This window comes from Actinobacillus porcitonsillarum (genome assembly GCF_003101015.1).
Taxonomy (GTDB): domain Bacteria; phylum Pseudomonadota; class Gammaproteobacteria; order Enterobacterales; family Pasteurellaceae; genus Haemophilus_A; species Haemophilus_A porcitonsillarum.
The window spans coordinates 619006-638333 of sequence record NZ_CP029206.1; the positions used below are offsets into that span (position 1 = coordinate 619006).

The 19328-nt window shown below is 41.5% G+C and carries 13 protein-coding genes, 2 tRNA genes, 3 rRNA genes and 1 pseudogene; 14 read left to right on the forward strand and 5 right to left on the reverse strand.

What is annotated here, in order from left to right; translation table 11 throughout:
• Positions 1–6: 6 nt before the first annotated feature.
• The 14 genes from atpG to rrf all read left to right on the forward strand — a co-directional run bounded on the left by atpG (position 7) and on the right by rrf (position 14365).
• Complete coding sequence (atpG, locus tag DDU33_RS03205; RefSeq protein WP_005818256.1) at positions 7–873, forward strand: F0F1 ATP synthase subunit gamma; 867 nt, start codon at positions 7–9, stop codon at positions 871–873.
• An 18-nt stretch (positions 874–891) separates the two neighbouring features.
• The gene (gene atpD, locus DDU33_RS03210) at positions 892–2265 is read left to right on the forward strand and encodes a F0F1 ATP synthase subunit beta (protein ID WP_005818257.1); all 1374 of its coding nucleotides are present in this window, start codon (positions 892–894) and stop codon (positions 2263–2265) included.
• A gap of 38 nt (positions 2266–2303) precedes the next feature.
• Positions 2304–2723, forward strand: a complete 420-nt coding sequence (locus DDU33_RS03215; protein ID WP_005818258.1) for a F0F1 ATP synthase subunit epsilon — start codon at positions 2304–2306, stop codon at positions 2721–2723.
• Positions 2724–2775: 52 nt separating this feature from the next.
• The gene (locus DDU33_RS03220; RefSeq protein ID WP_108923125.1) at positions 2776–3765 is read left to right on the forward strand and encodes a substrate-binding domain-containing protein; all 990 of its coding nucleotides are present in this window, start codon (positions 2776–2778) and stop codon (positions 3763–3765) included.
• A gap of 115 nt (positions 3766–3880) precedes the next feature.
• Positions 3881–4300 (forward strand): D-ribose pyranase, encoded by a 420-nt coding sequence (rbsD, locus tag DDU33_RS03225; protein WP_005818260.1) that lies wholly within the window; start codon positions 3881–3883, stop codon positions 4298–4300.
• Positions 4301–4309: 9 nt separating this feature from the next.
• Positions 4310–5809, forward strand: a complete 1500-nt coding sequence (gene rbsA / locus DDU33_RS03230) for a ribose ABC transporter ATP-binding protein RbsA (protein ID WP_108923127.1) — start codon at positions 4310–4312, stop codon at positions 5807–5809.
• 11 nt (positions 5810–5820) lie between these two features.
• Positions 5821–6780: a ribose ABC transporter permease gene (gene rbsC / locus DDU33_RS03235; RefSeq protein WP_108923129.1), complete on the forward strand. Its 960-nt coding sequence runs from the start codon at positions 5821–5823 to the stop codon at positions 6778–6780.
• A gap of 40 nt (positions 6781–6820) precedes the next feature.
• Positions 6821–7693: a ribose ABC transporter substrate-binding protein RbsB gene (gene rbsB, locus DDU33_RS03240; protein WP_108923131.1), complete on the forward strand. Its 873-nt coding sequence runs from the start codon at positions 6821–6823 to the stop codon at positions 7691–7693.
• 71 nt (positions 7694–7764) lie between these two features.
• Positions 7765–8697, forward strand: a complete 933-nt coding sequence (gene rbsK, locus DDU33_RS03245) for a ribokinase (RefSeq protein WP_108923133.1) — start codon at positions 7765–7767, stop codon at positions 8695–8697.
• Between the two features lie 345 nt (positions 8698–9042).
• Positions 9043–10584, forward strand: a 16S ribosomal RNA gene (locus tag DDU33_RS03250).
• Between the two features lie 78 nt (positions 10585–10662).
• A tRNA-Ile gene (locus DDU33_RS03255) sits at positions 10663–10739 on the forward strand.
• 63 nt (positions 10740–10802) lie between these two features.
• Positions 10803–10878: transfer RNA gene (locus DDU33_RS03260), tRNA-Ala, on the forward strand.
• A 318-nt stretch (positions 10879–11196) separates the two neighbouring features.
• Positions 11197–14091 (forward strand): 23S ribosomal RNA (locus DDU33_RS03265).
• Between the two features lie 158 nt (positions 14092–14249).
• A 5S ribosomal RNA gene (rrf, locus tag DDU33_RS03270) occupies positions 14250–14365 on the forward strand.
• Together the 16S, 23S and 5S rRNA genes with 2 tRNA genes alongside form the textbook arrangement of a ribosomal RNA operon.
• Before the next feature lie 179 nt (positions 14366–14544).
• On the opposite strand, the gene DDU33_RS03275 is transcribed toward rrf, so the two are convergent.
• The 5 genes and pseudogenes from DDU33_RS03275 to DDU33_RS03295 form a co-directional block, all read right to left on the reverse strand.
• On the reverse strand, positions 14545–15162 hold the full coding sequence (locus DDU33_RS03275) for an HI_0552 family protein (RefSeq protein ID WP_108923135.1): 618 nt from the start codon (positions 15160–15162) through the stop codon (positions 14545–14547).
• Between the two features lie 58 nt (positions 15163–15220).
• Positions 15221–16270, reverse strand: coding sequence for an L-asparaginase 2 (gene ansB / locus DDU33_RS03280; RefSeq protein WP_005819231.1), 1050 nt, complete (start codon positions 16268–16270; stop codon positions 15221–15223).
• 216 nt (positions 16271–16486) lie between these two features.
• A complete protein-coding gene (locus tag DDU33_RS03285) occupies positions 16487–17134 on the reverse strand; it encodes a hypothetical protein (protein WP_167390534.1) in 648 nt (215 codons plus the stop codon).
• A gap of 52 nt (positions 17135–17186) precedes the next feature.
• Positions 17187–17815: pseudogene (locus tag DDU33_RS03290) on the reverse strand (IS1595 family transposase).
• A gap of 56 nt (positions 17816–17871) precedes the next feature.
• Complete coding sequence (locus DDU33_RS03295) at positions 17872–19194, reverse strand: deoxyguanosinetriphosphate triphosphohydrolase (RefSeq protein WP_108923139.1); 1323 nt, start codon at positions 19192–19194, stop codon at positions 17872–17874.
• Positions 19195–19328 lie beyond the last annotated feature (134 nt).

Below are 19328 nucleotides of genomic sequence, written 5' to 3' on the forward strand. Positions count from 1 at the left end.
AAAATTATGGCAGGTGCTAAAGAGATAAGAACCAAGATTGCGAGTGTTCGTAATACCCAAAAAATTACGAAAGCAATGGAAATGGTTGCTACCTCTAAAATGCGTAAAACGCAAGAGCGTATGGCGTCAAGTCGTCCTTATTCGGAAACCATCCGTAAGGTGATCAGCCATATTGCGAAAGGAAGCATTGGTTACAAGCACCCGTTTTTAACTGAACGTGAAATTAAAAAAGTTGGCTATTTAGTGATTTCAACAGACCGTGGCTTATGTGGCGGTCTGAATATCAACTTATTCAAAGCGACTTTAAATGAATTTAAAACGTGGAAAGATAAAGACGTTAGTGTTGTACTTGGCTTAGTAGGATCAAAAGGGGCAAGTTTTTATCAAAACATTGGTTTAGATATTAAGGCTCAAGTAACAGGTTTAGGCGATAGACCCGAAATGGAAAACATTGTTGGGATCGTAAATGGTATGATCAATGCCTATCGTGAAGGCGAAATTGATGCCGTTTATGTTGCTTATAACCGTTTTGAAAATACGATGTCGCAGAAACCGGTTATTGCACAATTACTTCCGTTACCTCAGTTAGAGAATGATGAATTAGAAACAAAAGGTTCGTGGGATTATCTTTATGAACCGAATCCAAAAGTGTTATTGGACAGTTTATTAGTTCGTTATTTAGAGACACAGGTATATCAAGCAATTGTTGATAATCTTGCTTCTGAACAAGCCGCTCGAATGGTAGCAATGAAAGCCGCAACAGATAATGCGGGAACATTAATTGATGAATTGCAATTAGTGTATAACAAAGCTCGCCAAGCAAGCATTACAAATGAATTAAATGAAATTGTTGCAGGTGCTGCGGCAATTTAAGGTGAAAGAGGAACGGTAATGGCAACAGGAAAAATTGTACAGATCATCGGCGCGGTGATTGACGTTGAATTCCCTCAAGATGCAGTACCAAAAGTATATGATGCGTTAAAAGTTGAAACGGGTTTAACCCTTGAGGTTCAACAACAATTAGGTGGTGGCTTAGTGCGTTGTATCGCATTAGGTACATCAGATGGTTTAAAACGTGGCTTAAAAGTTGAAAATACGGGTAACCCTATTCAAGTGCCGGTAGGTACTCAAACCTTAGGTCGTATTATGAACGTATTAGGTGAGCCTATCGATGAAAAAGGTCCTATCGGCGAAGAAGAACGTTGGGATATTCATCGTGCAGCACCAAGCTACGAAGAACAATCTAACAGCACAGAATTATTAGAAACCGGAATTAAAGTTATCGACTTAATTTGCCCATTTGCGAAAGGGGGTAAAGTTGGTTTGTTCGGTGGTGCGGGTGTAGGTAAAACCGTAAATATGATGGAGTTAATCCGTAACATCGCAATCGAACACTCTGGTTACTCAGTATTCGCCGGTGTTGGTGAGCGTACTCGTGAGGGTAACGACTTCTACCACGAAATGACAGACTCTAACGTATTAGATAAAGTATCACTGGTTTATGGTCAGATGAACGAACCACCGGGTAACCGTTTACGTGTTGCGCTAACAGGCTTAACGATGGCGGAAAAATTCCGTGATGAAGGTCGTGATGTTTTATTCTTCGTGGATAACATCTATCGTTATACCCTTGCAGGTACAGAGGTATCAGCGTTATTAGGTCGTATGCCGTCTGCGGTAGGTTATCAGCCAACATTAGCAGAAGAAATGGGGGTATTACAAGAACGTATTACCTCAACCAAAACAGGTTCTATTACCTCTGTTCAAGCGGTTTATGTTCCTGCGGACGACTTAACAGACCCATCTCCAGCAACAACCTTTGCGCACTTAGACTCAACCGTTGTATTAAGTCGTAACATTGCATCATTAGGTATTTATCCGGCGGTAGATCCGTTAGATTCAACTTCTCGTCAATTAGACCCGTTAGTGGTTGGCGAAGAACACTATAATGTTGCACGTGGTGTACAAGGTACATTACAACGTTATAAAGAGCTAAAAGATATCATCGCAATTTTAGGTATGGATGAATTATCTGAAGACGATAAATTAGTGGTTGCACGTGCTCGTAAGATTGAACGTTTCTTATCTCAACCATTCTTCGTTGCGGAAGTATTTACCGGTTCTCCAGGTAAATATGTATCATTAAAAGATACAATCCGTGGCTTCAAAGGTATCTTAGAAGGCGAATACGACCATATTCCGGAACAAGCGTTCTATATGGCAGGTTCAATTGACGAAGTTGTGGAAAGAGCGAGCAAGATGTAATTGTTCCCTACCCCCATTAGGAACGAAAGGAGAACAAAATGGCATCTCAATTTGAGCTTAATATCGTAAGTGCAGAAGAAAAAATCTTTAGCGGTAGCGTTGTTAGCGTTCGAGTAACCGGTGTTGATGGTGAGCTTGGTGTTTATGCAGGACACACGCCATTATTAACATCCATTAAACCCGGAATGGTAAAATATACCCTACAAGATGGTCGTGAAGAGTTTATTTATGTATCGGGAGGCTTCTTAGAAGTACAACCGACAATCGTAACGGTGCTAGCTGATGTCGCAATTCGTGGCGAAGAGTTAGATCAACAACGAATTCTTGCGGCAAAACGTAAAGCTGAAGAGACATTAAGTAAAACAAATAATGCAGAACTTTCTGCAAAACTTTCTCGTGAGATTGCAAAACTAAGGGTTTATGAAATTGTGAACTCGAAGTTGGCAACAAGACGATAATATAAAAAGCCTCAGTCATTTGCTGAGGCTTTTCTATGAGCAAGGAAATATAGTGGCAACAATGAAAGATATTGCGAGTATAGCAGGAGTCTCGCTTTCAACGGTTTCTCACGTAGTAAATAATTCACGCTTTGTAAGTGAAGAAATTACTTTAAGAGTAAAAAAAGTCATTGAGGAGCTAAATTATCGTCCTTCATTGGTAGCAAGAAGTTTGAAGCTCAAGGAAACTAATACAATAGGAATGATTGTTACCACAAGTAACAACCCTTTTTTTGCTGAAGTCGTTCGTCATGTAGAACGTTATTGTGAACGCCATCATTATCATCTAATTCTGGTCAATACTGACGGCAATAGCCAAAATTTACAGCAACATCTAGAGCGATTACTATTGAAGCAAGTTGATGGTTTGTTGCTGATGTGTGCGGAACCCCAAAATTTTGACTTAAGTGTTATTACAAATTTAACACTGCCAATGGTTGTTATTGACTGGTGGCAACAGTCAATTTATGCTGATATTATTCATGAAAATTCAGAATTAGGTGGGTATCTTGCAACAAAAGCACTAATAGATGCTGGTTATCGTGATATTGCGGTAATTACGGGCGAATTGAGTAAGCCATTAGCAGTTAATCGCCTGGAAGGATACAAGCGGGCTTTTTCAGAGAACCATTTACCAATTCGTCCTGAATGGATTATTGAAAGCCATTTCCATTATGATGGGGGGATTGAAGCAATGACAAAATTATTAGTTTTACCTTCACGCCCTAAGGCTGTTTTTGCAATGAGTGACAGTATTGCTATTGGTGCGTATCAAGTAATTCAACGCGCAGGATTACGTATTCCACAAGATATTGCGATTATCGGCTACGATAATATTGAACTTGCTCAATATCTTTATCCTCCACTTTCCACCATTCATCAACCCAAAGCTCGATTAGCTAAAGCCGCGGTTGAGAAATTAATTCTGCGTATTCACCAGCCACAAACTGAAATAGAAACGATAAAACTTACCCCTGAATTAATTATACGAGAATCTTTTTAAACCTATTTTTTGAAGTACTTCACATTTTTAAACTAACTTAGTTGTTTTTTTATTATTTTTTGTCTATCTTTTAGTTATCGAAACGTTTCGATGGTTTTAAAAGGACGGTTTGGTAATGAAAAAGACAACAATCTTAAATGCTCAACTTTCTCATGTGATTGCCACAATGGGACATACTGACGGATTAACCATTTGTGATGCGGGTTTGCCGATTCCCGCCGAACAGCACTGTATTGATCTAGCCTTAACGCAAGGTATTCCGGACTTTCTTTCGACTTTACAAGCGGTATTAAGCGAACTCTTTATTGAAAAAATTCTATTAGCGGAAGAAATCAAAATACATAACCCTCACATTGAACAACAATTATTAGCTCTCATTAATCAAACCGCTCAACACCAAAATAAGCCTATTGATATTCTCTACGTGCCTCATCAGGACTTTAAACAGCAAAGCAATCATGCCAAAGCTGTCGTCAGAACGGGAGAATGCAGTCCGTATGCCAATGTTATTCTCTATTCGGGCGTACCGTTTTAGGTGGATATGATGAAAACCTTACTCAAAATTAGCGGAATAGATAAAGCCTTTCCAGGTGTTCAGGCGCTTAAAAATGCTTGCTTGAATGTCTATGCTGGTAGAGCGATGGCGTTAATGGGTGAGAATGGGGCGGGTAAATCCACCTTAATGAAAATTCTCACCGGAATTTATCAACGTGATGCCGGCACGATTGAATATTTGGGACAAGCGGTGACATTTGCCAATCCGAAGGCCTCTCAAGAAGCCGGATTAAGCATTATTCACCAAGAGCTGAATATTTTGGGAAACTTGTCGATTGCCGAAAATATCTTTCTTGGTCGTGAATTTACGCACCCTTGGGGCGGTATTGATTGGCGTAAAATGTATGCGGAATCCGACCGCTTGTTAGCCCGACTCGGTGTCACCCACTCTAGCCGTTTACCCGCTGGCGAGCTTTCCATCGGTGAACGACAAATGGTAGAAATTGCGAAAGCCTTGAGCTTTGAATCCAAAGTGATTGTGATGGATGAGCCGACGGATGCGCTGACGGATACGGAAACCGAAGCGCTGTTTGCGGTAATTCGTGAGTTGAAAGCGGAAGGTCGTGGCATTGTCTATATTTCCCACCGTATTAAAGAAATTTTCCAAATTTGTGATGATGTGACTGTTTTGCGTGACGGGCAATTTATTGGTGAAAAAGCCGTTGCTGATTTAAACGAAGATCAGTTAATTGAAATGATGGTCGGACGAAAATTGGAAGAACAATATCCGCATATCGACACCGATCAAGGCTCTGTGCGCCTTGAAGTCAATAATTTGACGGGAAGCGGTGTTCATCAAATCTCATTCAACCTGAAAAAAGGCGAAATTCTCGGCGTTTCAGGGTTAATGGGCGCCGGTAGAACCGAGTTGATGAAAGTGCTTTACGGGGCATTGCCTCGTACATCGGGTTCAGTCAAATTAGATGGCAAAGACATTCATAACCAGACTGCTCAAAATGGATTAGATAACGGCATTGTCTATATTTCCGAAGACCGCAAGGGTGACGGTTTAGTGCTAGGTATGTCGGTGAAAGAGAATATGTCGTTGACCGCATTAGAGCAATTTTCCCGCTACGGACGAATTGATAAAGTTCGAGAGAATATGGTCGTCACGGATTTTATTGAGCTGTTTAATATCAAAACCCCCAATGCCGAAAAAATTATCGGAGAACTTTCCGGCGGAAATCAGCAAAAAGTGGCGATTGCCAAAGGCTTAATGACCCGTCCGAATGTGCTGATTTTAGATGAGCCGACCCGAGGTGTCGATGTCGGGGCAAAAAAAGAAATCTATCAACTGATCAATAAATTTAAAGCGGAAGGGCTTAGTATCATTTTAGTGTCGTCCGATATGCCGGAAGTGTTGGGAATGTCCGATCGTATTTTAGTGATGCGGGAAGGACGAATCAGTGGTGAATTTAGCCGTCAAGAAGCGACGCAAGAGAAATTATTGGCGGCGGCAATCGGTAAAACAAGCGGTCAGATCTCATAGGAAATTTGCAAATGAATAAATCGTTTAATCTCACTAAATTTTTAATCGACCAACGGTCGATTATCGCGTTAATCACGTTGATTGTTGTGGTGTCATTTTTAAATCCGGATTTTTTTACCACGGATAACTTGCTTAACATTCTGCGTCAAACTTCGGTGAACGCCATTATTGCGATTGGCATGACCTTTGTGATTTTGATTGCCGGCATTGATTTATCGGTCGGTTCGGTATTGGCACTGACCGGTGCGGTAGCCGCAACGTTAGTCGGCATGGATTTACCGGTTTATGTGGTGATTCCTTCCGTACTGATTTTTGGCGGACTGATCGGCTTGTTGAACGGATCACTGGTGGCGTTCGGTAAAGTACAGGCCTTTATGGCAACCTTGATTACGATGCTGTTATTACGCGGCGTGACCATGATTTATATGGGCGGTCGCCCGATTAGCACCGGTTTTTCCGATAATGCCGATGCCTTCGCCGAAATCGGTACGGGGATTTGGCTCGGTATTCCGGTTCCAGTTTGGCTAATGTTCATCTTGTTTGCGTTAGGTTGGTTTGTTCTCACGCAGACGCGTATGGGACGCTATATTTATGCTTTAGGGGGAAATGAATCAGCAACCGCCCTTTCAGGCATTAATGTAAATAAAGTGAAACTCTTTGTATTTGCGGTCAGTGGTGTACTTGCTGCCCTTGCTGGTTTAATTGTTACGTCTCGATTAGGTTCCGCTCAACCTACGGCAGGAACAGGTTATGAATTAGATGCGATAGCGGCTGTTGTAGTCGGTGGCACCAGTCTTATGGGCGGTAAAGGTCGTATTATCGGCACATTAATCGGTGCATTAATTATCGGTTTCTTGAGCAATGCCTTGAATTTATTAGACATTGACTCTTACTATCAACTGGTTGCGAAAGCACTGGTAATCTTAGCTGCGGTTATCTTAGATAACTTCATTGGTCGTAAAAAAGTCTAGTTGTTCTAAGACATTATTCTTCATTACATAGGAGATTTTTATGAAAAAATTAACTTCATTAGCGATTGCATTAGGTTTAGCATTCAGCACATCAGCAATGGCAAAGGAAACTATCGCACTGGCAATTTCAACCTTAGATAATCCGTTCTTTGTGACCTTAAAAGAAGGCGCAGAGAAGAAAGCCAAAGAATTAGGCTATAACTTAGTTGTGTTGGATTCACAAAATGACCCGGCTAAAGAGCTATCCAACGTCGAAGATGTGACGGTACGTGGTGCAAAAGTGTTATTGATCAACCCAACCGATTCTGAAGCGGTAGGCACAGCCGTTGCGGTAGCCAATAAGAAAAATATTCCGGTGATCACCTTAGACCGTGGCGCCAATAAAGGTAATGTCGTGAGTCATATTACCTCTGATAACGTGGCAGGCGGAAAAATGGCGGGGGATTTTATCGCTGAAAAAGTCGGTAAAAATGCCAAAGTGATTCAATTGGAAGGTATTGCGGGCACTTCCGCGGCTCGTGAACGCGGTGAAGGTTTTAAACAAGCGGTAGAAACCAACCAATTTGAACTGCTTGCCAGCCAACCGGCGGATTTCGACCGTACTAAAGGTTTAAATGTCATGGAAAACTTACTTGCCAGCCACGGTTCTGCCAAAGCGGTATTTGCTCAAAATGATGAAATGGCATTAGGGGCTTTACGGGCGATCAAAGCATCGGGTAAAAATATCTTAGTGGTTGGTTTTGATGGTACGGATGATGCGGTAAAAGCCGTTAATGGTGGACAACTTGCTGCAACTATCGCTCAACAACCAGAAAAAATCGGTGAGTTAGGGGTAGAAGCGGCGGATAAAGTGTTGAAAGGTGAAAAAGTTGAAGCACAAATTCCTGTTCCGTTAAAAGTTGTAACGAAATAATCTTAAACAAGCGGTCACTTTTAGCAAAAAATTTGCAAAATCTGACCGCTTGTTTTTAGCAGGTGGTCAAAATGAAAAACAAACTTTGTGTTCTCGGTAGTATCAATGTCGATCACGTGATTCGAGTACCTTATTTCCCCAAAGCGGGTGAAACCTTAACGGGTTATGGCTATCAAATTGCCTATGGCGGAAAAGGGGCAAATCAAGCGGTTGCTGCAGCTCGTGTTGGAGCGAAAGTCAGCTTTATCGGTGCGATTGGCGATGATCAAATCGGACAAACGATGAAGCAAGCCTTTGAGCAAGATGGCATTGATACTTCAGCAATCAGTGTAATCCCAAATCAATCAACGGGCTTGGCGATGATTCAAGTCGCCGATTCGGGTGAAAATAGCATAGTTATTTCCGCTGGGGCAAATGCGGATCTTTCCGAATCCTTAGTTGAACAACATAAATCACAGATAGAACAAGCTGATATTTTGCTGATGCAGTTAGAAAGCCCGTTACAAGCGGTCACTTTAGCGACAAAATTTGCAAAATCAGCCGGGGTAAAAGTGGTGTTAAACCCCGCACCGGCTCAACCTTTACCGGATAGTTTGTTATCACACATTGACATTATCACCCCGAATGAAACGGAAGCGGAAATACTGACAGGGATTAAAGTGACCGATGAGCAAACTGCAGCAGTAGCAGCAAACCATTTTCATCAACTAGGGATCGAAACGGTATTGATTACCCTAGGTTCAAAAGGCGTGTATTACAGTGAAAAAGGGCAAGGCGAAATTATTCCGGGTTTCCGAGTTGATGCAGTAGATACAACAGCCGCAGGCGATACCTTTAACGGCGCTTTTGTGACGGCATTATTGGAAGGAAAATCAGCTAAAGATGCGATTCGTTTTGCACATGCTGCTGCAGCGATTTCGGTTACTCGAATGGGGGCGCAGACAGCGATTCCTAACAGAAAAGAAGTCGAACAGTTTTTAAATAATTCTTCTGTTGAAAAATAACCTGACTTAGAGTTCAAAATAATCTTTTTGAATCAAAAAACAACAAGCAGTTATTTTTTTTAAATTTTTTACAAAAAAGACTTGCGTAAGTTTCGAAAATCCCTATAATGCACCACACACAACGACGCACTGTTGTGAGTAAGTTAAATTGATTAGCAGTGCGTCGTTATTTTTTGTTCTTTAACAACTTATCAGACAATCTGTGTGGGCACTTGTTGATTGACTTTATTTGAAAATATTATTTAATTTTGAAGTCTTAATAGGTGCTTAAACTAGAAATTCATTTTTACTTAAAAGTAATATGTAAACTTTAGCTAAGCAGTTTATTGAGCGATTAAACTTTTTGAATTGAAGAGTTTGATCATGGCTCAGATTGAACGCTGGCGGCAGGCTTAACACATGCAAGTCGAACGGTAACAGGAAGAAAGCTTGCTTTCTTTGCTGACGAGTGGCGGACGGGTGAGTAATGCTTGGGAATCTGGCTTATGGAGGGGGATAACTACGGGAAACTGTAGCTAATACCGCGTAATATCTTCGGATTAAAGGGTGGGACTTTCGGGCCACCTGCCATAAGATGAGCCCAAGTGGGATTAGGTAGTTGGTGGGGTAAAGGCCTACCAAGCCGACGATCTCTAGCTGGTCTGAGAGGATGACCAGCCACACTGGAACTGAGACACGGTCCAGACTCCTACGGGAGGCAGCAGTGGGGAATATTGCACAATGGGGGGAACCCTGATGCAGCCATGCCGCGTGAATGAAGAAGGCCTTCGGGTTGTAAAGTTCTTTCGGTGATGAGGAAGGCAGGTAAGTTAATAGCTTACTTGATTGACGTTAGTCACAGAAGAAGCACCGGCTAACTCCGTGCCAGCAGCCGCGGTAATACGGAGGGTGCGAGCGTTAATCGGAATGACTGGGCGTAAAGGGCACGCAGGCGGTGACTTAAGTGAGATGTGAAAGCCCCGGGCTTAACCTGGGAATTGCATTTCATACTGGGTCGCTAGAGTATTTTAGGGAGGGGTAGAATTCCACGTGTAGCGGTGAAATGCGTAGAGATGTGGAGGAATACCGAAGGCGAAGGCAGCCCCTTGGGAATATACTGACGCTCATGTGCGAAAGCGTGGGGAGCAAACAGGATTAGATACCCTGGTAGTCCACGCTGTAAACGCTGTCGATTTGGGGATTGGGCTTTAAGCTTGGTGCCCGTAGCTAACGTGATAAATCGACCGCCTGGGGAGTACGGCCGCAAGGTTAAAACTCAAATGAATTGACGGGGGCCCGCACAAGCGGTGGAGCATGTGGTTTAATTCGATGCAACGCGAAGAACCTTACCTACTCTTGACATCCAAAGAAGAACTCAGAGATGAGTTTGTGCCTTCGGGAACTTTGAGACAGGTGCTGCATGGCTGTCGTCAGCTCGTGTTGTGAAATGTTGGGTTAAGTCCCGCAACGAGCGCAACCCTTATCCTTTGTTGCCAGCGGTTCGGCCGGGAACTCAAAGGAGACTGCCAGTGATAAACTGGAGGAAGGTGGGGATGACGTCAAGTCATCATGGCCCTTACGAGTAGGGCTACACACGTGCTACAATGGCGTATACAGAGGGAAGCAATATGGCGACATGGAGCAAATCTCACAAAGTACGTCTAAGTCCGGATTGGAGTCTGCAACTCGACTCCATGAAGTCGGAATCGCTAGTAATCGCAAATCAGAATGTTGCGGTGAATACGTTCCCGGGCCTTGTACACACCGCCCGTCACACCATGGGAGTGGGTTGTACCAGAAGTAGATAGCTTAACGGAAACGGGGGCGTTTACCACGGTATGATTCATGACTGGGGTGAAGTCGTAACAAGGTAACCGTAGGGGAACCTGCGGTTGGATCACCTCCTTACCAAAATGAAGCGACTGCAAGTGTTCACACAGATTGTTTGATAGGAAGTAGACAAGAAAGAGAACGAAACATCCTTTTGGGTCTGTAGCTCAGGTGGTTAGAGCGCACCCCTGATAAGGGTGAGGTCGGTGGTTCAAGTCCACTCAGACCCACCACTCGAATGTGAGATAGTGATATTGAGCAAAGATGAGTGAAAACTAAGAGAGATGTGATGAATTGGGGATATAGCTCAGCTGGGAGAGCGCCTGCCTTGCACGCAGGAGGTCAGCGGTTCGATCCCGCTTATCTCCACCAATCATCATATTTAAGCGAATAGGCAAAGATAGCATGCAAAGTGAAAGCAAGAATTGACCGTTTATTCATTTAAATATGATGATTATCCGAAAGGAAATTGTCTTTTTGTTCTTTAAAAAATTGGAAACAAGCTGAAAAACTGAGAGATTTTTCAAGTCAGCGATGAATAAGCAAATGATTCTGCTGATAAATAAGAAAAGTCTGAGTAGTAAAAAATCTTAACTGAACAAAAGCAGTTAAGTGTTTAGTAGTTAATATCAGTCTCGAATGTCTTATCTTTCTTTAAGATAAAGAAAGTAAAAATGTTTGAGGTTGTATGGTTAAGTGACTAAGCGTACACGGTGGATGCCTTGGCAATCAGAGGCGATGAAGGACGTGCTAATCTGCGATAAGCTTGGATGAGTCGATAAGAGGCGTTTAATCCAAGATGTCCGAATGGGGAAACCCAGTAGATGAAGAATCTACTATCACTTGTTGAATACATAGGCAAGTGAGGCAAACCGGGAGAACTGAAACATCTAAGTACCCCGAGGAAAAGAAATCAACCGAGATTCCGTGAGTAGTGGCGAGCGAAAGTGGAAGAGCCTGTCAGTAATAGCAGTTTTGTTAGAGGAATGAGTTGGGAAGCTCAGCAATAAAGGGTGATAGCCCCGTACTCGAAAACATTATTGTGGTACTAAGCTGACGACAAGTAGGGCGGGACACGAGAAATCCTGTTTGAAGATGGGGGGACCATCCTCCAAGGCTAAATACTCCTGATTGACCGATAGTGAACCAGTACTGTGAAGGAAAGGCGAAAAGAACCCCAGTGAGGGGAGTGAAATAGAACCTGAAACCGTGTACGTACAAGCAGTGGGAGCCCAAAAGGGTGACTGCGTACCTTTTGTATAATGGGTCAGCGACTTATATTTTGTAGCGAGGTTAACTGAATAAGGGAGCCGAAGGGAAACCGAGTCTTAACTGGGCGTTGAGTTGCAAGGTATAGACCCGAAACCCGGTGATCTAGCCATGGGCAGGTTGAAGATTGGGTAACACTAATTGGAGGACCGAACCGACTAATGTTGAAAAATTAGCGGATGACTTGTGGCTGGGGGTGAAAGGCCAATCAAACCGGGAGATAGCTGGTTCTCCCCGAAATCTATTTAGGTAGAGCCTTGAGCGGACACCTTCGGGGGTAGAGCACTGTTTCGGCTAGGGGTCCATCCCGGATTACCAACCCGATGCAAACTGCGAATACCGAAGAGTGATACTCAGGAGACACACGGTGGGTGCTAACGTCCATCGTGGAGAGGGAAACAACCCAGACCGCCAGCTAAGGTCCCAAAGTCTATATTAAGTGGGAAACGAAGTGGGAAGGCTTAGACAGCTAGGATGTTGGCTTAGAAGCAGCCACCATTTAAAGAAAGCGTAATAGCTCACTAGTCGAGTCGGCCTGCGCGGAAGATGTAACGGGGCTAAAATATAGCACCGAAGCTGCGGCATCAGTCGAAAGACTGTTGGGTAGGGGAGCGTTCTGTAAGCGGATGAAGGTGAATCGAGAGGTTTGCTGGACGTATCAGAAGTGCGAATGCTGACATAAGTAACGATAAAACGAGTGAAAAACTCGTTCGCCGGAAGACCAAGGGTTCCTGTCCAACGTTAATCGGGGCAGGGTGAGTCGGCCCCTAAGGCGAGGCTGAAAAGCGTAGTCGATGGGAAACGGGTTAATATTCCCGTACTTGGATAAACTGCGATGTGGGGACGGAGAAGGTTAGGTTAGCAGACTGTTGGATGTCTGTTTAAGCCGGTAGGTGGGAAGTTTAGGCAAATCCGGACTTCCTTAACACCGAGAAGTGATGACGAGTCTCTACGGAGATGAAGTAACTGATACCACGCTTCCAGGAAAAGCCACTAAGCTTCAGGTTTATCTAAACCGTACTGAAAACCGACACAGGTGGTCAGGTAGAGAATACTCAGGCGCTTGAGAGAACTCGGGTGAAGGAACTAGGCAAAATAGCACCGTAACTTCGGGAGAAGGTGCGCCGGCGTAGATTGTAATCCCTCGCGGATGAAGGTTGAACCGGTCGAAGATACCAGCTGGCTGCAACTGTTTATTAAAAACACAGCACTCTGCAAACACGAAAGTGGACGTATAGGGTGTGATGCCTGCCCGGTGCTGGAAGGTTAATTGATGGTGTTATCGAAAGAGAAGCTCCTGATCGAAGCCCCAGTAAACGGCGGCCGTAACTATAACGGTCCTAAGGTAGCGAAATTCCTTGTCGGGTAAGTTCCGACCTGCACGAATGGCATAATGATGGCCAGGCTGTCTCCACCCGAGACTCAGTGAAATTGAAATCGCCGTGAAGATGCGGTGTACCCGCGGCTAGACGGAAAGACCCCGTGAACCTTTACTATAGCTTGACACTGAACATTGAATTTTGATGTGTAGGATAGGTGGGAGCCTTAGAAGCAGTCACGCCAGTGATTGTGGAGGCGTCCTTGAAATACCACCCTTTAACGTTTGATGTTCTAACGAGGCGCCCTAATCGGGTGTTCGGACAGTGTCTGGTGGGTAGTTTGACTGGGGCGGTCTCCTCCCAAAGAGTAACGGAGGAGCACGAAGGTTTGCTAATCACGGTCGGACATCGTGAGGTTAGTGCAATGGTAGAAGCAAGCTTAACTGCGAGACAGACAAGTCGAGCAGGTGCGAAAGCAGGTCATAGTGATCCGGTGGTTCTGAATGGAAGGGCCATCGCTCAACGGATAAAAGGTACTCCGGGGATAACAGGCTGATACCGCCCAAGAGTTCATATCGACGGCGGTGTTTGGCACCTCGATGTCGGCTCATCACATCCTGGGGCTGAAGTAGGTCCCAAGGGTATGGCTGTTCGCCATTTAAAGTGGTACGCGAGCTGGGTTTAGAACGTCGTGAGACAGTTCGGTCCCTATCTGCCGTGGGCGTTGGAGAATTGAAAGGGGCTGCTCCTAGTACGAGAGGACCGGAGTGGACGCATCCCTGGTGTTCCGGTTGTGTCGCCAGACGCATTGCCGGGTAGCTACATGCGGAAGAGATAAGTGCTGAAAGCATCTAAGCACGAAACTTGCCTTGAGATGAGTTCTCCCAGTCTATAAGACTGTAAGGGTTGTTGGAGACTACGACGTAGATAGGCATGGTGTGTAAGTGTAGTGATACATTGAGCTAACGTGTACTAATTGCCCGAGAGGCTTAACTATACAACCTCAAGCGTTTTTGGAAGGAACGTGAGAGAGTTGATAAGCGAAAAGCTTAAACGAACTAAACAAAAAACGAATAAAGATACTCAGACAGCTTGTTTCGAATTAAGATTAAAGAAAGAACAAAAGAAAAGAGATAACAATCATCGACCGGATATTCTGGCGACCATAGTGCGGTAGTTCTACCTGACTCCATTCCGAACTCAGAAGTAAAATGCCGTAACGCCGATGGTAGTGTGGGGTTTCCCCATGTGAGAGTAGGGCATCGCCGGATTGAATTAAGGAACCCTGAGCTTAGAGATAGGCTTGGGGTTTTTGCTTTTTTATATTCTGTGTTGAAACTGTTTTTTGACTTTCGTGTTTTGGAATAGGGTTTACGCTATATCTATCCAAAGGAAAAGAATAAGCGATAGGATTTGCAAAAAGATATGCAAATCCTACCGCTTGATTAGGCTATAAATGACAAGCTTCATAAAGCGGTAATAATTCTCGAATAGTTTGACAAATAAATTCAGCTACATCTATTTTATCTAATTCTTCTTTCTCTATATTTTTTCCAATACAGAAAAAATCCTCTTTATTTTCTAAAATAAGAGAGTCTAAAGAAATCTCTTTTATTTTAGAAAAATCAGCATATTCACTTTCAGTGCCTCGCCAAATATCAAAATCCCCATGTTTTTCTTTATCTAAAAGCGATAGCCATTGATTATATTGGCTAACATTAATTTGTGAGCGATCTGCTCTGTAACAATGCCAATCTAAGCTAACAGATAAACGTCGACGATTTAAGATCACAGATAAAATGGCAGCCGAATTTTGATGAAATTCATATTTATAATAAGCAAAGAAATGCGCCCGGACTTGCCAACCATTACACCATTTTTCAATATGTGGTTCAGCAAATGGAAAACCTAATTTCTGATACACATCAAGGTTTAGTTTTTTCCATATTTCCCAATGTTTTTTATACTCAGACTTAATATGAGGAATATCTTCAGGGCAATATTTCTTCATTTGAGAAAATTGAAAGAAAGGGATATCAAAGAGTGAGCAGGATTCTGATGTGAGCATAATAATTCTAAGTGTATAAATTAAATAAGGGGTGTATTAACCCCCCTAAAGTGATTTATTAAAAGTCTTCAAAGAATTGCTGAATTTTAGCAGGGTCTTTGGTTTGTGTTAAAGCAAGCTGTAAAAGTACTCGTGCTTTTTGTGGATTTAGTGTACCAGAAGCACTGAAACCATATTTACTGTCATCAACTTCTGCATCTCGAGTGGTATATCCTGTTGGTACGCGAGAAGAACGCACAACGGCAACACCTTGTTTTGCTGCTTGTTCTAGTAACGCTAAATTCGCTGCATTCATATTGCCGTTTCCAACGCCGGCTACCACAATTCCTTGATAACCTGCATCAAGTAGTGCTTTAAGTGGTTCTGTTGGCATATTTGAATAAGCATAAATGATCCCAACTTTTGGCAGTTCATTGAGATTATCAACATTGAAAGGCGTGTTTGTTGTATGCTTACTTTCAGGAGAGCGTTCATAATCGACTTTACTATTATGAATGTAGCCTAACGAACCAAAGTTTGGAGAGGTAAAGGTTTGAACTGCAGTTGTACTCGTTTTGGTCACATCTCTTGCCCCCAATACTGTGCCATTCATTGCGACTAACACACCTCGTCCGGCAGAGGCTTTACTTGTTGCAACAACGACGGCGTTATATAGGTTAAGCGGACCATCAGCACTTTTTTCTGTTGCAGGACGCATTGCACCCACCAATACAACAGGTTTCTCACATTTTACCGTCATATCTAAGAAATAAGCGGTTTCTTCCATTGTATCTGTACCGTGAGTAATCACAAAGCCATCGGTTTCTTTACACTGGCTATTGATGGTTTTCGCTAATTTTAACCAAACATCATCACTCATATCTTGAGAGCCAATTTTAACAACTTGCTCGCCTTTAATTTTGGCGAGATTATTCATTTCAGGCACTGCTTCAATTAACGTTTGAATGGTTAATTGACCTGCTTTGTAAGCAGAATCAACGGAGCTTTTACCACTTCCTGCGATAGTGCCGCCAGTTGCTAAGATAGTAATATCAGGCAATTCGGCGGCGTAACCTGTTGAAATACCTAAACCTAACAGGGTTAAAGCGGCTAATTTTTTGAGTTTCATAGAGTACCTCTTCGGATAAGTTAATAGGAATGCGCTATTATCCTTTCAATAAGTAAAGAAGGTAAGAGCCTAAATTTACCGAATTTGATCTAGCTCAGAGGAGGAAATAATTTACAAGAAAAAAGATTTATTTGACCGCTTGTTGCTATTTTGAAGGCATTTTAGGGAATAGGAGCAAATGTTGCTATTTGCTCCTTAGAAAAGCTCTCTTTGGTATTAATTCCCAACGGATAAAAGCAATAAAGGAATCTGACCAATTAAGGCGATGGGAAGAAAAATAATTGAAAGTGGTTCTGTAACAACGGCTTCCAATACTTTTCCTGAATTCGTTTGACGTGTTTGGGTAATCCAGACCTCTTGATTGGCTTTTGCAATGTTGAACGGTTGGCTAAATTTAAGCTTTTGGATTAACTCATTTCGATTACTCACAGAAATTACCCTCCCACCATCTAACAACGCCCACGCATATAAAGCATCAGAAGGCTCATTATTCTCACGCCCAATTCGGAACGGTGCTTCATTGCGGATTTTATCCACAGCTAAAAGTTGCTGTTGCTCTTTTTTTGATAATTTATTTGCCGGCATAACCACACGATAAATAAAACTAACCGCTGGTTTATCATTTTTATGTTCTTTTTCGATCTCAATTTCAGGATAACGGTCCGACAGTCGCTTATGATAGTTTTTTTCAAAACTTAATATCGTAGAAAAGGCAGCAATATTATCTTGACCTTCCAATTCATAGTCATAGGTTTTACCTAAAACAACTAATTTATCACCGATAATTCCCGCCGCTAAAATCTGTTCATCATAAGATCGCTGAAATTTATTTTCCTGTGTTGAGGTGCAAGCCGTTAAAAACACACTGCTAAGAAGAAGTATTTTAGATAAGATTTGGGGATGAAGTAGATTAGCCCTAAATTCTACACCATTTTCTCAACGTTTTAAGTTGCTCTTTTGGTGTCCCAAAGTTAAACCGAAATTCACATTCCTTCAAGAATAAAGGAAAACTTTTTCGGTCAATTCCATTATATTTTCGGAGTATCCGCTTGCCGTTGATGTGATTTTGTTCCACCACAAACAACTCCTCATGGTTAATGCGTTCGTGGTGAAATTCACTTACATCAAGAGCATCATAGCTCCGATAAGTATCGGTATAAACCCGGCTGTCAGGCTTGATTTTTTGCGATAACAGGCATTAGCGTTCTTGTTTTCGTATCATTGACGACCACAGTAAACACTTTTCCTCGTCGTTTTGCCAAAAACAGCCACTTTTCCTGCCGCTCCACGACCTCGTTTTCCTTTATGATTACGATGTCCACAGAAATCGCTTTCATCCAGCCCAGTTTGCCCGTCAAATACTTCATCTGCTTCAAGTGCTAAATGATAGATGATAACCTCACGGATTTTGCGGTAAAACAGGATAGCTGAATTGGGCTGAATACCGAGTAAATCTATCGCTGATCGAGCTGTTACTTCTAATACAAAAAATTCAAGGAGCTTTTTCTGTATAGATTTCTTTAACTTACAATGAGTTATCTTCATTTTTGTAGGTTAGCATCCTAGCTAATCTACACCAGCCCCCATTATAAAATTAAAGCTTAAATATTCTTTCCTGATAGGCTTAAATATAATTCATGAGCATAGCTATCTGTCATTCCTGAAATAAAATCAGTTACCATCAATAGTCTATGATATAGTAGCTCACTTTCATCTTTAGTATTGTCTTTTAATTTTTCATATACAGCCAAGTGATTTTTTGCGATTAGTTGCCATAATTTTTTATCTAACTTTGATTTAGGTTCTGGCAATATCACTGCGGGAATAAATTTATCTAATAAAAATGTTAGTATAGTATGCCCTGCTATTTCTAGTTTTAAAATATCTTTGTTAGAAAATATTTTTTTCTTAGCGAATTCATCTAATACTTTATGTAGTCCCTCGCTATGTGTACCAAAAAATAAATCTTGATCAAATCCCCCCAACATAATTTTATCATAATTATTAGTGAATGAGAATTTGGCGGCATTAATCATTTTTGTACGTATATCTGAGAAGAATAAGTTAGGATTGTTTTTCTTATTATCAATTATTTCACTAATATGCTTTCCTTCATTATTTTTATCATAATTTTCTTTTTGTATTTTTAAGAAGTCTTTAAATTCTTCAAATGTTACAACATTCTTTTCTATAGCATCTTCAATATCATCTGTAAGATATGCAATATCATCAGCAGCTTCTAAAATAAATGTTAATGGATGTCTTGTTTTTTTAGTGGATGTTTCAGAAGTGATTTGATCAAAAATATCTTGTTCAGAAGAAAAGAATCCTATTTTTTTATCTACTAATTTTCCAGTTTTTGGTTCAGTAGATTTTCTAGTATATTTAATCATTGTATTTAAAGTTGCATAGGTTAAGTTCATACCATAATTCCCAGAAAAATTATGTAATTTTGTGACTATGCGTAATGCTTGAGCATTTCCCTCAAAATTAATTAGATCCTGAAAGTGTTCGGGTTTAAGAGAAAATTTTTCATTTTTCTTTTTTAAATGTTCATCAAGATTATTTTTAAACCATTCTCTAATGATATCTTCACCAAAATGACCAAATGGTGGATTACCAATATCATGTAATAAGCTAGCACTTTCTACTATGCGACATATCTTTTCTTTATATGGTTTTAATTCTTCTTTGTAGGTACAAATATCAATTGCAAGCTCTCTGGCAATCATTGCAACTTCAATAGAGTGAGTTAATCTCGTATGAATAAAATCATTTCTTTCTAATGGAAATACTTGAGTTTTATCTTGTAATCTTCTGAAGGCAGGGCTAGTTATAATCCTTTTATAATCACTATCGAAATTTGCAGAATTATTATTATTAGATAATCTTTTTTCACTTAATAAATTTCCCCATTGGAACATAAAACTCTCCTAATTCTAGAATTACTCATTGCTATATAACTATTTATTATATAGCAACAAATATGCTTCATTTTTATTTCATTGAAAACAAATAATTTATATTAACTATTTTATAAATAATAGTCTGTGATTAA